Genomic DNA, 13,949 nt, shown 5'->3' with positions numbered 1-13,949 from the left:
CATTGATTTATATCGACGTGCTGGTCGGTCGGCCGTGCGGTGGGGAAGCACTTCCGTGCCGGGTACGGATCGAAGGGGGGATGGGGAGCCGGGTCCGTCCGGACGCCGCGTCCCCGGACTATCAATGCCGAGTTACGAGCCAGTGGACCTCTCCGCGGTGTGCAACGCCGGTGTCGACGTGCTCGGCGAGCCGCCGGGCCGGGCACCGATCGGGCGGGTGGACCTGCGCGGCCTGCCGTTCCTGATCGGGTCGGAACCGCCGTCCGCGCAGCGGTGCTACCTGATGCCCACCGCGCCGGTGTCGGTCCGGATCGGCCGCCCCGCGCCCCGGGTGATCATCGCGCACCGGCTGCTCGAACGGGACGCCCCGGTGGCCCACCCGGTCGGGCAGACCGTCGCGGAGTACGCGTTCCACCTGACCGGCGGCCGGGTCGTCCGGGTGCCGGTCCGGGAGCGGTTCGAGATCGAGATCGTGCACCCACCACTGTGGAGCCGACAGCCGTTCCTCGGCGTCACCGACACCGCCGACTACGAGCAACCCCGCTTCGCGGGCGACGACTGGGGCGAGGCCGGCTTCCGGCTGACCGAACACACCAGGCAGGCCCCCATCGGGTACTACCTGTGGTGCTGGGAGAACCCCCACCCGCAGGTGCCGGTCGAACGGATCGAGTTCATCCCGACGTCCGCCCGCCTCATCGTCGCCGGCATCACGACCAGCGACGTCGACGAGCACCCCTTCGTCCGCACCCCGGCCCGCCCGGTGCGGCTGACGCCGAAGGACGGGCGGGCCGGCCCCCTCGGCGTCCACGTCGACCGGGGGGTGGCCACCAGCCCGCAGCCGCTGCCCGGCGTCGAGGACGACCGGGTCGGCTGGGGCACCGCCGGCGGGACGTCCAGGTACGCGCTGGTCGCCGCCCTGCCCTCGGCCACCGTCACGGTCCGCCAGGGCGACGAGGAGCTCGCGTGGCTGCGCTGGGCCGACGTCGAGCGGGGCCCGGTGGACACCGGCCGGGTGTCCGTGGAGGTGGTGGAGAGCGGCCGGAACTGGGTGCACGTCACCGTCGTCGACGACGCGACCGGCGCACCGGTGCCGTGCCGGGTCCACTTCAGCTCGCCCGCCGGGGTGCCCTACCAGCCGCACGGCCACCACCAGCACGTCGCACAGAACCTGCGGAGCTGGCACTACGACGTGGGCGGCGACGTCCGGCTGGGGGAGCGCACCTACGCGTACATCGACGGCACCTGCCAGGGGTGGCTGCCGCGCGGCGACGTGATCGTCGACATCGCCCGCGGCTTCGAGTACGAGCCGCTGCGGCAGACCGTGCGGATCGAGCCGGGTCAGCAGAGCCTGGAGCTGCGGATCGGCCGGATCGCCGACCTGGCCGCGGAGGGATGGTGGTCGGGCGACTCGCACGTGCACTTCCTGTCGACCGCCGGCGCCCAGCTCGAACAGCTCGGTGAGGACCTGCGGGTGGTCAACCTGCTGCAGTCGCAGTGGGGCTCGCTGTTCACCAACATCGAGGACTTCTCCGGCCGGCCCGCCGTGATCGACGGTGGCGGCTACCTGACGTACGTCGGGCAGGAGAACCGGCAGCACACGCTCGGCCACGTGGTGCTCTGGGGCCTCACCGAGCCGGTCATGCCGTGGTGCAGCGACGGCCCCGGTGAGGCCGAACTCGGCGGCGCGCTGGACGCCACGTTGAGCGACTGGGCCGACCGGACCCACGCCCAGGGCGGCACGGTCGTCGCGGCGCACTTCCCGAACCCCAACGGCGAACCGGCAGTGCTGGTGGCGACCGGGCGGGCGGACGCCGTCGAGATGGCCGCCTACTCGGACGGCGCGACGGAGGAGTACTACCACTATCTCAACAGCGGCTACCGGCTGCCGCTGGTCGGCGGCACCGACAAGATGTCCAGCGCCGTGCCGGTCGGCCTCTACCGGACGTACGCGCGGGTGGACGGCGAGTTCAGCTATCCGGCCTGGTGCCAGGCGGTACGGGCCGGGCGCACCTTCCTCTCCGGAGGGCCGCTGCTGACGCTCACCGTCGACGGTGACGGACCCGGCGACACCGTCCGCCTCGCCGGACCCGGGACGGTCCGGGTGCACGCCACCGTGCGCAGCATCTTCCCGCTACGTTGCCTCGAGGTCGTGCTCAACGGCGAGGTCGTCGCCCGCGCGGAGACCGACGGGGGCCGACAGGCGGAGATCACCACGGACCTGCCGATCGGCGCGCACTCGTGGCTCGCCTGCCGGGCCTTCGGCACCGACTACCACCTCGACGAATGGGCCCGCCGGGTCTTCGCGCACACGTCCCCGGTCTACGTCGCCTGCGGCGGCGACTGGGCGATGGCCGATCCCGAGGGGATCCGGCGGATCCGGACCCTGATCAAGGGTGCCCGCGACTACGTCCGGCACACCGCGGCCCGCCGGCCCGACCACTCCACCACGCACCACCACGGCGAGGTCGACCACCTCGCCTGGCTGGAACGTCCGTTCCTGGAGGCCCTGCGGGCACTGGACGAGCGCGGGAGCTGACAGACATCGCCGACGTGCCGACGAAGGAGACCAGATGGACATCGGGACCGCCCTGGGTGACCTCGGGGTAACTGACGACACCCTGTCCGAGGACGAGCGGGCACGGCTCGACACCGACGGGTTCCTGGTGCTGCCGGGCATCCTGGCCGCGCAGCAGTTGGAGACGATCCGCCGCCGGCTCGCCGAACTCTCCGCCGAGGAGGGCGACCGGGCCGGCACCGAGGTGCACCGGGAGGCCGGCACCGACCGGCTGGCCGACCTCGTCAACAAGGACCCCGCCTTCGACGTCTGCTACACCCACCCCCGGGTCCTCGCCGGGATCGCCCACGTGCTGCCCGACTTCACGCTCTCCTCCCTGAACAGCCGGGCCGCCCTCCCCGGCGGCGGTCACCAGGGACTGCACGCCGACTGGGGCAGACCGTTCCGGCCCGGCGACTACCAGGTCTGCAACTCGGTCTGGATGATCGACGACTTCACCGGGGAGAACGGGGCCACCCGCGTCGTCCCCGGCAGCCACCGCCTCGGCCTGCGCCCGGCCCACGTCATGGACAACACCGAGGACCCGCACCCCGACGAGATCACCCTGCTCGGGGCGGCCGGCACCGTGGTCGTCGTCAACAGCCACCTGTGGCACGGCGGCACCACGAACCGGACCGACCGGCCGCGCCGCGCCCTGCACTCCTTCTTCTGCCGGCGCGGGCTCAAGCAGCAGGTGGACCAGGCCGGCTACCTCCGGCCGGCGACCCGCGACCGGCTCACCCCCGCCGCCCGCCACATCCTCAGCGTCCCGTGACCGGGGAAAGCCGCTCGAAACAGTCGGCGTGGAAGTCGTGGTCGTCTGGTCCGTAGCTCGGGTTGACCGCGCTGGTGATCCAGGGGAGGCGGAGCTGACCACCCACGAGCTCGGTGAGCGGATGTACGCCGGGGCGGACACGGGTGCTGGGGACGGTGATGACGTGCGTGGGTGATGCACCGGTACGGGCCGTCAGGCAGGCGATGTGGTCGCGCAGGAAGAGCAGCAGGAGAACGAGCAGATTCCGCTGGGCCTGCCCGGACCGGGCCGCACCCTTGTACATCCGGAGGTTGTAATGATGCTGCCAGGTGCGGGGCGAGTAGGAGATCGGTAGAACAAGGTCCGCGAGGACGCCGTTCGACCGGGCGAGGTGGGATTGACAGCGGAAGCAGAGCGAGTAGCCCTCGCCTCGGACTCCGCGGCACGTGGGGCAGATCCAGGGGTACGCCGGCAGTGGGTTGCGTAGGTATCCGCGCTGGACTTCGACGTACCGCCGGATGATGACCCAGCGCTGGTCAGCTGAGGGCGAAGTCAGGGAAGTTCTCCAGGCCGGCTTCGGTGGGCTGGTAACTGAGGATGTCGTCGACGGCTTCCAGGAGTTGCGCGGTGCCGTGCACGACGTAGACGCCGGGGTTCTCGGCGAACGCCTTGGCCCAGTCGCACCGCATGACCTGCCCAGTCAGGACGACGGGGCGGCCGTGCTGGAGCGCGAGCCTGGCCTGGATTCGTGCTCCACTGGTCTCGCCTGCCTCGACGACAACCGTCGCAACCGCGTAGCCGCTCATGACGGCGTTGCGCATGGGGAAGCTCTGTCGGCTCGGCGGGGCGTCTGGCCAGACCTGGGAGATCACCAGCCCGACATCGGCGATGTGGTCCTGGAGGCGTCTGTTTTCTGCCGGGTAGTAGCGGCGTATCCCGGTGCCGATGACCGCCACGGTGCGCCCGCCTGCTTCCAACGCGGCGGAGTGAGCGGCGGTGTCGATGCCGCTGGCGAGTCCACTGACCACGGTCACTCCACGCCCGGCGAGGGTGGTGGCGACCGCCCGGGCGATCCGTAGCCCGTCGCTGCTCGCCTTACGGCTGCCGACGACGGCCACCGCCCGGTCATGAACCCGAAGGTCGCCCCGGCTGAACAGCAGCGGCGGCATCTCTCGGATGCCGAGCAGCTGAGCCGGGTAGGTGGCGTCGAAGAAGGCGTGAACGCCGATCCCCTCCGCCTGCCAGCCGGCAATCTCGGCGGTGGCAGTGTCGATCAGCTCGGTGGTCGACTCTGCCTGCGGAAAGAGCGTGTCGTAGTGGCCGACGGTGCGGTCGAGGACGGCATTGGCGCTGCCGTCCTCCTGGATGTCCAGGGCCGTCTCTGACCAGCTTGCCTGCGGGCGGCGAAGGAGGGCGACCAGGGCAGCCCGCTCGATCATCGCCGTGTCCATGGGCACGGTCGTAGGCCCTGACGTGCCGTTCTGGCTCAGCCATCCCGGTGGCTGCTGCTGGCGGGGATTATCGGCGGACACCACGCATCGAACATATGTTCGATTCCTGTGAGCGTCAAGGTTCAGCACGAGGTGGCTGGTTGGTCGGCGGGGACCAGGACGGTGCTGCCGGACCAGTCGATGTCCTCGTGCGCGATGGCCTTGTCGGGTTCGTCGTCCTCGTCGAGCGTGGAGTAGCAGGCGTAGTAGCGGCCGAAGCCGTAGCCGCCGGTCGCCAGGGTGGCCAGCGCCCAGGGGCGTAGCTGGTCGCACAGCTTGTCCGGGGCCAGCCGGTCGACCGGCACCCGGACGACACCGAGCAGGTCGTACCACTGGTCGGGGGTGCCGGCGTCGACGATCCGGCAGAGCGAGAACGCATGCCGCACCTGCGGTTCCTTGGGGACCAGCCTGATCTCGTTCGGCATGCTGCCTCCTCGTCTGCGGTGCGAAGCTCGTAGCAGGCAGCATTGCCGATGCTGGCGTTTATATCAAGTAGACGGCGCTCGGCGTTTCGCTCTAGCATGGTCGGCGAGACAGCCGCGACAGGGACAGGACGGGACAGTGATGACACCCAACACGTCGAGGACGCGCCGCAAGTCGACCGCACCACTCGTGTCGCCCACCGTGCAGGCGTGGGAGCTGGGGCTCCGGCTGCGGGAGCGGCGTGAGGAGGTGGGGATGACGGCGGTGGCGGCAGGTCGTGCCAGCGGCATCACGCAGGCGTACATCTCGGGGGTGGAGGCCGGGCGGGTCAAGCTGCCGGGCGAACGGCTGGCCCAGCTCGTCGCGGCCTACGAGATCGACCCCGCCGATGCCGCCGAGCTGGAGGGGTTGCGGGTCGCGGCCATGCAGCGGGCCTGGTGGCACCAGTACTCGCAGCTCTTCCCGGCCGACTTCCTGCGCTTCCTCGGCTACGAGGCGGGCGCGGAGCATGTCCGCAGTTACCACAACGAACTCCTGCACGGGCTGTTGCAGACCGAGGAGTACGCCCGCGCGGTGATCCGGGGTGGCAACACCTACGTGCGGCTGACGGAGATGGATCGGCGGGTCGCCGTGCGGATGGCGCGGCAGCGGCGGCTCGACGGTGACCATCCGCTGCGGCTGACCTCCGTGATCGCCGAGGGCGCGCTGCGGCAGCAGGTGGGCGGCCGGGAGGTGATGCGCGCCCAGCTCGACCACCTCGACCGGCTGCTGACCGAACGCCCGGAACAGTTCGAGATCCGGGTGATGCCTTTTACCGCCGGGGCGCATCCCGCGCTCGGCGGCCCATTCCAGATCCTGTCGTTCCCGTCTCCCCGGCTGGCCGACCTGGTCTGGCAGGAGGTGCTGACCTCCAGCGACATCATCGACCAGTCCAGCCGGGTCGCGGACTACGTCGTCACCTTCGCCGAGGCGCGGGAACGGGCGTTAAGCTCGGCGGAGTCGCTGGTGCTGATCCGGCGGATCGCCAAGGAGATGACGTGATGGCCGCTCTCCCCACCCCCGATCGTGGCTGGTTCAAGTCCTCCCGCAGCTCCGACAACGCGGCCTGCGTCGAGGTGCGGTTCGTCGGTGGCGCGGTGGACGTCCGCGACACCAAGGACCGCAGCGGCCCGGTGCTCGCCTTCGACGGCCACTCCTGGGTCAGCTTCCTGACCGGCCTCAAGACCGACACCACGAGCTGACAGCCGGCCACCTTGGTCCGATGGCGGAAGACTCGCTCAGAGAATTCCTCGCTTGACGGCCCACTCCTCCACCTTGCGCCTCAGGTACAGGTCGAAGCTGGGGTCATTGACGATCTCCTGAAACTCCGGCTTGCTGTCGAACTTGTGACGAAGTAGCGCCAGCGCCTGTTCAGGGTGCCGGGCGCGTTCTGCGGAAAGGCTGCCCCCGACTACTCCGTTTATGCTGAGAAGCAGCTTTTGTTGGAACTCCGGGTCATTTTCGTGCGAATTTATGGCGGAACGAAGCAGTTCAGTTGCCGATTGCGACCCGGGCGCAGGCTCGAATGCTGCGAAATCTGTCAGCCGGAACCAATCGACACGCCGCCCACCGACATAAGCCGTACCTGAGTCAGCTGACGCCTCTCTTAGGCTCGATATCCGGAGTCGGCTGGAGGATGTCGGCATGACAGTTCCTGGCGAGGTGTAGAAACGTCGGTCGGACTTCACCTCAAAGGTGAACAGGAAGCCGGGCTGAAGGAGGTCTCTCAGCCGCATGAATGCAGCATCCGCAGAGACGCCTGTGCGGTCCAGTCCGTCGAGGATGAGACCCATGTCGGCGTTGTTGATCAATGGCACTAGGTGGCGGTCCGGGATGAGGAGATAACTGGCGAAGCGGGTCGCTTCGCGCTCCTGGTCATCGGCGTCATGTGTCGGGCCAGGAATTCCTTCGGCCGCTTCGATGGCCACCTCGCTCGGGACAGCCTGGCATCCCACTGTCCCGTAGTGCCAGCCCATCTTGATATGGCCGTACTCGTGGGCGAGAGTGAGTCTTTCCCGGCGTGGAGGTAGTCCGTTGCGCACGAATACCTGCGGCCGGGGCAGGTGTAGACCGTGGACTAGGGCGTCGCAGCCAGTGAACGGCCAGCCCTCAAAGTAGAGATCTGCGCAGTCACGTAGGAGTGCCTTGATGTTGACCGGAGGAACCAGATCGTATCGCTCAACCATGGTTGAGGCCAGAGATCGTGCGGGCTCGTCAGGGCTTCGGGTGGACCAAAGTCCGAGTTCACTTTCTTCCATTATCAGTCTGCGATTTTTCCGATCCGCCCCCGGGACTTCAGCCAGGTGAGTACCAGCTCAGCATCGGTCTTGCTGCTTGACCGTGCGGCTGCGCCTAGTGCCCGGTCTGAACGGAGGATATCCGATACCGGTTTGTTCGCCCGACGGGCGGCCACGGTGAAACGAAGAGATTCAGGACGCTCGCCCCAGAGGCGATATTCTTCCCACGTCATGCCCAGGAACTCGTGGAGCTCCACGGATGCGGCAGGGGAGCCATCGGGCGCGTCATGCCACCGATCGATGTAGTCGTCGATCTGGTCGAGAGTTGCCTTTCCCCGCAGCACGTCGTCGATGAAGTTGGACCGATCGTCGGATCGCTTTCTCTGGATAAGCTTAAACATCGATCTTCCTTCCTCTAACTGCGGGCTTGATAAACTCTCCAGTGTATACATCCGCGACACCTATGTGCCGACCGCGGGAGTTGAAGACCTCTAGTTCGCAGTGTTGACCATCGTAGGTGTAAATGCGTCCGGCGCGATCCCGCCAACGACGGACTCCCTTGCGTGCCCCCAGGTTTTCTAGATCATCTACAATGCAGGGTCTGGGTAGGGGTGTATACGTCAAGGTCAGTATGGCTCCGATCGAACCAAGGTGCTAGAGGGGCGCAGCGCAAACCTCAAAATTGTAACGATCTGAGGTTGTCTGATGCGGTCCGGCGCAAGCGTCCCGATCTGCATTTTTTGTCGGACATCCGACACTCGGGGGGAAGAGGGCGTCGGGCAGGGGGAATGGTCCGCCATCAAGGATTCGTTCAGGTCCGCCTTCATGGTCGAGGAGTTCGTTCAGGCCCAGGTGCTGTGGAGGGTGCCGAAAAATGAGGGTTAGGTGGGTCGACGTTCCTGAGTGAGCGTTTCGCATGTCTGTCAGTCGGATTTGTTGAGAGCGCGGCGTTGTTGGCGGGTGGCATGCTCGGCGCCTCGGGTGAGGCGGCCGAGCATGCCGGCGGTCGCGGCCCAGCGGATGATGCCTTGCGAGGTGGCCGGTTGGGTTTCGTAGTCGCGGGCCAGGCGGCGGCGGTAGGTGGTGGGCCAGGCAAGGGTTCGATCCACCACCCAGCGGCGGCGGTGTACGACGAACTCTTGCTGGTCGGCGGGCTTGCGGATGATCTCCAGGGAGGTGCGTAGCATGTCGCGGGCCTAGGTGTCGGCGCGTTCGTCTCGTCGGCCTGGTCACGCCGTACCCCGGCGGGTCAGATGGATGCCGGGAAGTTGGCCTTGGCCGTGCGGCCCACCAGAGCGGTGAGGGCGGCATCCATCCCGGCACCGACGAGGCCCCCCGCGATCGGGATGCCCTTTGCCAGGGTGATGGCCGAACGCTGTGTCCCGTACTTGGCGAGAAGCATGAAGCCGACCCGTTGGTTGATCTTCCGGATGACGGCGATCGGGATCGTTCTGATCATCTGGGCGGTCAACTTCGCCCCCACCTTGACTCCCACCCCCTGGAGCGAGCCCGCCAGCGTTCCGCCTGCCGTGGTGAGAACGATGAAGGTCTGGAAGTGCGGATCCGAGATGTCATAACCCCGCAGGTAAGCGATCGATCCGACGAGTCGTGCGTTGATCACCAGCGACCCGGCGATGTTCGCGGGGAGGGTCACGGGCATGGCCACGAAACCGCCCAGACCGGTGACGAAGCCGTTGGTGGACGCCGCAGCCACCGACTCCTTGATCAGTCGATCGATCACCCGCTCGATCGCCGCTTCGCTCGCGTGCTCACGCAGGGGCGTGCCGTCGGAGTCGATGATCGGATCCCCTGCGGCCGACATGGCCTTGCTGAGGCGGGCCTCCGCGTAGGGGACCGACCCGGTGATCGGGCCGACGCCATCCTGGATGACCTTCACGGTCAGGTTCTGGAAGTGGCGGGCTATCGCGTTGGAAGGGGCGTCGCTGTGCTCGTCCGCGTCCATCGTTACTCCGTTCCTGGCCGTGCGGATCAGCCGACCGCTGACCAGGCGCGAGGCCGGACCGGTGCAGACGGACGGGGCGGCGCTGGTCACCCCGCATGACGGCGACGACCCAGCGCCGGTTGCGTACCGCGTCGAGCGGCCCGGCACCGCAGGGCGTCGCTCGCGGGACGTACGTATGATCCACAAAGGGGATGCCAGATCGTCGGTTCGATCGGCTAGCCGACAGACCCGGTTCGGTGGTGCACGTACTGAGGGGAGGGATCCCGGCGGACCCCTCCCCTCAGCGCCGGGTCGTCACGATCTGACCAGGGTCACCTGCACCGTCTCACCCGGGCTCTGCCCGGCCGCGTTGCCGAATCCGACAGTGAGCGTCACGTCGAGCCGACCCGTCCTGACCAGGGTCTGCCGGTACGCGGGGGCGACCGTCACGGTCACCGTGACGGTGTTCGCCTTCGCCACCTGCCGGGTGACCGCCACCACCTTGTCACCGGTGAGGGTGAGGGTGCCGGCGGTGTTCACCGTCGCGGTGAGCGTCGCCGTCCCCGAGGTGGGGCTGGTCTCGACCGAGTCGATCCGTACGGTCGGGGCCGGGGTTGCCGGGTCGACCGTGCCGATGACCGGCTTGGACAGCGTCGACTGCCCGGACGAGTCGACCACCATCGCCTGGAACCTGACCTGCCTACCGGCGTCCTTCGCCGTCGGCGTCCAGTCGAACAGGTAGGGGGCGGTGGTGCTGGTGCCGACCAGGGTGCCGTTGACGAACAGGCTCGCCGAGGCGACGGCGAAGTCGTCGGTGCCCCGGACCAGCGGGTGCACCGTCGACCCGACCCGGAACACCGCGCCACGTCCCGGGTCGGCCAGCTCGGCCGAGGGGGCGGCGTCGGCGACCCGACCCACTGCGGTCGGCACCGCCGGTGGCGGGGTCGGGCGGCGCTTGGTGACGCTGACCGTGGCGCTGCCGGTGCCGTCCACCCCGGAGATGGCCTCGACGCCGGTGTCCGGGACCGCCGGGCCGCCCGGCACCGGTGGCCCGCTGCCGAGGTAACTGCCGGTCAACGCGAACGGGGCGCCCTCGCGTACCGCGGTGTTGTCGGCGTTGGCGTTGTAGACGGCGAACCCGTTGCCGGTGAGCACGTTGCGGGTGCCGGTGAGCGCGCCGGCCGTCTCGGTGCCGGCATCGGTGAGCAGGATGCCGTACGACCGGGAAGGGGCGGGCCGGTAGTAGTTCCCGGTGACCCGGCTGGTGTTCACGAAACCGGTCGTCCCGCTGGTGTAGGCGATGCCGGTCTGCGGGAACCGGCTGTTCGGCTCGCCGGTGACCACGGTGTCGGTCACGTACCCGTGCTGGCGGATGCCGGAGCGGACGGTGGTCTCGGGGGTGCCGTCGCGGCCCCGCGCGCCGTCGAAGAGGATGCCGCCGGACTGGTAGCCCCGGACCACGCTGCCGGTGACGGTCACCTCGCTCTCGACGGTGCCGGTGCCCGCCCCCCGGATGATGCCGGTCTTGACGATGCCCCAGCCGTGCGGGTGGGCGGCCAGTTCCTCGTCGGTGCTCGCCGTCCGCAGCGGGCCGACGATGCTGTCCGCCACCCGGCCGGCCGCGCCGAAGAAGGCGATGCCCGCCTCGGCCCAGACCTCACCGGAGGTGACCGTCACCCCCGACAGGTCGAGGAACATCTCGTTGGTGTCGGTCGAGCCGAGCGACTGCCGGGACACGGTGATCACGTTGCCGCCGCCGTCGCGTAGGTACGGCTGGTCGCCGGCCAGGTCGCCCAGCGACGGGTCGGGCATGATGGTCACCTTGTCCGCACCGGCCCCCTTGATCTTCAGCGGCTTGGTGACGGTCAGGCCGTTGCGCGCCCCGGTCTGCACCGGGTTGGACGCATGGTTCACCGGCGTCGACGACTCCTGGTAGACACCCGCGCACACCACGATGGTGTCCCACGGCGAGGCGAAGTCGACGGCACGCTGGATCGAGGCGAAGTCGGCCGTCGGGCACTGCTTCCGGTCGTCGTCGACCGTCCAGGTGGTGTTGCCCTGCGGGTTGGCCACCGGGTCGACGAGCGCGACGTTGCCCGGGGTGTTGTCGTAGCCGGCCAGATAGGTCGCCGGGTCGGGGCCGCCGAGGGCGGACGGGCCGTGACCCGCGCCGTCGGCCCGGTCGCCGTCGGACAACAGGGACGCCCCCGCGTCGGATTCCTGGAAGCGTACGTCGGCCAGCTCGATCGAACCGGACTTCGGCAGGTCGCCCACCCCGAACCGGAGTTCCAGCTTCGCCAGCGCGCCGACGTCGACGCCCTGCGCCGCGAACTCGGCCAGCGGAACCCGGATCTGGTCCAGGACGATGTGGGTGTTCGGGGTGTTCGTGCCGGTCGACATGTGCAGGGCGTTGCCCCAGCGGGGATCCCCGGCGTCGACGGTCCCCTCGTGACCGGCGGCGTCCCGCAGCGCGATGACGAACCGCTGGGTCGTCGAGGCCGGGTCGTACGACGTGGGCTTCTCGTTCGGCCACACCGGGTTGGCCGGGGTGCCGTCGACGGTGGTGTCCCGGGTGTTGTCGCCCCGGTTGTCGGCACCCGGGTTGCGGGTGTCGAAGAAGTTGACGGCGGCGCTGAGCGCCAACGCCTTGAGGTGCCGTACGTCACCGGACGCGGCCGGGATCGCGGCGGTCAGCGACGCGGCCGAGCCCGGCTCCCAGGCGAGGGTGAGCTGGCGGCCGTAGGAGTGGTTGACCGGGCTGTTCTCCCGGGTGCCGTTCTGCCCGCCGAGCGCGCCGGCCGCCGGCAGCGGGCAGGGCTTGGCGGCGGTCGGCAGCCCCGTCTTCCCGAGCTGCCCCGGCGCGAAGTCCTGCGGCTCCGGGTTGCACCAGTCGTACCCGCCGGGGGTGCTCGCCGGTTTCGGGGTGACCCCGGCGGCCTGCGCGTACGGGTCGGCGAAGCCGCTGCCGGTCAGCGTGCCGCCGAGGGCGTTACGGGTGAGCGGGTTGTTCACCTCGGGCCGGATCACGTCCACCCGCTCCTGCGGGGCGGCGAAGTAGCTGGTGTTGACCCGCTCGTCGCATCCGATCGCGGTGCCGGACGGGCTGGTCGGGCAGGCCGACGCCGGGACCTGCAACCCGCCGGGGGTGTTCGCCAGCTCGCCGGTCAGGTAGGGCTGGAACGCGCCCTCGCCGCCGACGTAGCGGCGGAAGAACGCCGCCATCGTCGCCAGGCCCAGCTTCTCCTGGTCACCCATCCGCGCCGGGTCGCCGGAGAACTTGGTGTTCACGGCCGGGTTCAGCGGGTCGGAGTTGTCGATGGCGTAGTTCAGGGCCGGGTCGGTGTAGCTGGCCGCGCCGCTGAGCCGCAGGTTGTGCGGGTGGATGTTGTTCGTCGCGAACGGCGCGGAGTTGCCGCAGGCCGCGTCGTTGTTGGCCTGGCCGTCCGCGCCGCCGTCGGCGTACCAGACGGTGTTGTACCAGTTGTGGATCGCGCCGAGGTGCTCGACCTGGATCCGGGGGAACGGGTCACCCGGGTTGACGTACTGGCTGCGCTCGAAGAGCCGCGCGCCCTGGAGGTTGGAGACGTCGCCGTCGCACATCGGCAGGATCGACAGGTACGGCATCCCGTACGGGGCCTTGCGCTCGTAGTCCACCGGGGCGAGCGAGATCACCCCGCGCAGCGGGTAGCGCGGCCCGTCGGTGCGGATGCGGTTGTAGTCGATGAAGCTGGACACCGCGTCACCACCGCGGGAGTGTCCCATGAGGCCGATGCGGGTCAGGTCGAGGCGGCCGGCGAGGGTGGTGCCGACAGTGGTGTGTTCGTCGACCGGCAGGCCGCCGGGGCGGTTCGCCGCGCTCAGCGCGTCCAGGGTCGCGGCGATCAGCATCCGCCGGCTGTGCATCCCTTTGCCCTTGTTGCCGTCCTGCCGCATCATCAGCTGGTCCTGGGACACCGAGAAGGTGGTGTAACCCCAGGTGGCGAGGTTTTCCGCCAGGTAGGCGTAGCCGTTCTCGTTGTGCTTGAACTGGGCGCAGGTGAGCTGGGCGGTGTCCTGACCGGAGTCGCACGAGCCATGGTTGCCGTGCACCAGCACGAGCACCGGCGACGGCGTGCTGCGCCGGGTGAAGTCCGGGGTGTGGAGCTGGCCCCGGATCTCGATCCGCTCCGCGGCCTGCGCGGTCCCGGCCGTCGGGTCGGCGCCGGCGGAGTTGGGTTCCTGGATGGCGGCGAGGCCGAACTTGGCCTCCTGGACGGCCCGGTGACCGAAGGGGCCGCGGGCCGTCGGATCGGGCAGGTCGGTCGCGGTCGCCGGGGGCGGCGCGAGCGCGGTGGGTGGGGCCGCGGTGGCCGTCCCCGCCAGGGCCACCGGGGCCGTCACCGCGACGATCACCGAGAGGAGCACGCGTGTGCTCCTCGATGTTCGTACCGTCAAAGGGGTCTCCTCGGAGCGAGTTGAGCGTTCAACGGTCGCGAACGCTAACCAGCCCCGGTTTCTCCGAGGTTTCCGT

13 protein-coding genes are annotated in these 13,949 nt (G+C 69.3%); 4 read left to right on the top strand and 9 right to left on the bottom strand.

The window, feature by feature from the left end; translation table 11 throughout:
• Positions 1-124: 124 nt before the first annotated feature.
• Positions 125-2,536, top strand: coding sequence for a CehA/McbA family metallohydrolase (locus GA0070623_RS12970; RefSeq protein ID WP_157517442.1), 2,412 nt, complete (start codon positions 125-127; stop codon positions 2,534-2,536).
• A gap of 34 nt (positions 2,537-2,570) precedes the next feature.
• Positions 2,571-3,329, top strand: a complete 759-nt coding sequence (locus GA0070623_RS12965; protein ID WP_067302050.1) for a phytanoyl-CoA dioxygenase family protein — start codon at positions 2,571-2,573, stop codon at positions 3,327-3,329.
• Here GA0070623_RS12965 and GA0070623_RS30990 read toward each other — a convergent pair.
• The 3 genes from GA0070623_RS30990 to GA0070623_RS12950 all read right to left on the bottom strand — a co-directional run bounded on the left by GA0070623_RS30990 (position 3,316) and on the right by GA0070623_RS12950 (position 5,223).
• On the bottom strand, positions 3,316-3,612 hold the full coding sequence (locus GA0070623_RS30990; RefSeq protein WP_231932771.1) for a hypothetical protein: 297 nt from the start codon (positions 3,610-3,612) through the stop codon (positions 3,316-3,318). The two genes, GA0070623_RS12965 and GA0070623_RS30990, sit on opposite strands and share 14 nt — an antisense overlap.
• Before the next feature lie 232 nt (positions 3,613-3,844).
• The gene (locus GA0070623_RS12955) at positions 3,845-4,759 is read right to left on the bottom strand and encodes a DNA-processing protein DprA (RefSeq protein ID WP_067302053.1); all 915 of its coding nucleotides are present in this window, start codon (positions 4,757-4,759) and stop codon (positions 3,845-3,847) included.
• 122 nt (positions 4,760-4,881) lie between these two features.
• Positions 4,882-5,223 carry a hypothetical protein gene (locus tag GA0070623_RS12950; protein ID WP_067302056.1) on the bottom strand — a complete coding sequence of 114 codons (342 nt, stop codon included), beginning with the start codon at positions 5,221-5,223 and terminating at the stop codon, positions 4,882-4,884.
• Positions 5,224-5,362: 139 nt separating this feature from the next.
• On the opposite strand from GA0070623_RS12950, the gene GA0070623_RS12945 reads away from it, so the two are divergent.
• Positions 5,363-6,262 carry a helix-turn-helix domain-containing protein gene (locus tag GA0070623_RS12945; RefSeq protein ID WP_089004025.1) on the top strand — a complete coding sequence of 300 codons (900 nt, stop codon included), beginning with the start codon at positions 5,363-5,365 and terminating at the stop codon, positions 6,260-6,262.
• Positions 6,262-6,462: a DUF397 domain-containing protein gene (locus tag GA0070623_RS12940; protein WP_067302061.1), complete on the top strand. Its 201-nt coding sequence runs from the start codon at positions 6,262-6,264 to the stop codon at positions 6,460-6,462. Before GA0070623_RS12945 ends, GA0070623_RS12940 begins: the two co-directional genes overlap by 1 nt.
• 36 nt (positions 6,463-6,498) lie before the next feature.
• Here GA0070623_RS12940 and GA0070623_RS12935 read toward each other — a convergent pair whose 3' ends face one another.
• The 6 genes from GA0070623_RS12935 to GA0070623_RS12910 all read right to left on the bottom strand — a co-directional run bounded on the left by GA0070623_RS12935 (position 6,499) and on the right by GA0070623_RS12910 (position 13,843).
• Positions 6,499-7,446: an ImmA/IrrE family metallo-endopeptidase gene (locus GA0070623_RS12935; RefSeq protein WP_157746968.1), complete on the bottom strand. Its 948-nt coding sequence runs from the start codon at positions 7,444-7,446 to the stop codon at positions 6,499-6,501.
• A 74-nt stretch (positions 7,447-7,520) separates the two neighbouring features.
• Positions 7,521-7,898, bottom strand: a complete 378-nt coding sequence (locus tag GA0070623_RS29945) for a hypothetical protein (RefSeq protein ID WP_157517443.1) — start codon at positions 7,896-7,898, stop codon at positions 7,521-7,523.
• Positions 7,891-8,121 carry a colicin E3/pyocin S6 family cytotoxin gene (locus GA0070623_RS31660; RefSeq protein WP_084261044.1) on the bottom strand — a complete coding sequence of 77 codons (231 nt, stop codon included), beginning with the start codon at positions 8,119-8,121 and terminating at the stop codon, positions 7,891-7,893. The genes GA0070623_RS29945 and GA0070623_RS31660 overlap by 8 nt, the downstream gene beginning before the upstream one ends.
• A gap of 299 nt (positions 8,122-8,420) precedes the next feature.
• Positions 8,421-8,684, bottom strand: a complete 264-nt coding sequence (locus GA0070623_RS12920) for a transposase (protein ID WP_084261045.1) — start codon at positions 8,682-8,684, stop codon at positions 8,421-8,423.
• Between the two features lie 62 nt (positions 8,685-8,746).
• Positions 8,747-9,460: an EcsC family protein gene (locus GA0070623_RS12915; protein ID WP_067302099.1), complete on the bottom strand. Its 714-nt coding sequence runs from the start codon at positions 9,458-9,460 to the stop codon at positions 8,747-8,749.
• A 294-nt stretch (positions 9,461-9,754) separates the two neighbouring features.
• Complete coding sequence (locus GA0070623_RS12910; protein ID WP_231932770.1) at positions 9,755-13,843, bottom strand: Ig-like domain-containing protein; 4,089 nt, start codon at positions 13,841-13,843, stop codon at positions 9,755-9,757.
• Between the last annotated feature and the right edge of the window lie 106 nt (positions 13,844-13,949).

It is taken from the genome of Micromonospora rifamycinica (assembly GCF_900090265.1).
Classification (GTDB): Bacteria; Actinomycetota; Actinomycetes; order Mycobacteriales; family Micromonosporaceae; genus Micromonospora; species Micromonospora rifamycinica.
Note: the sequence above shows the minus strand (reverse complement) of the source record. Positions and strands in the feature narration are given on the sequence as shown.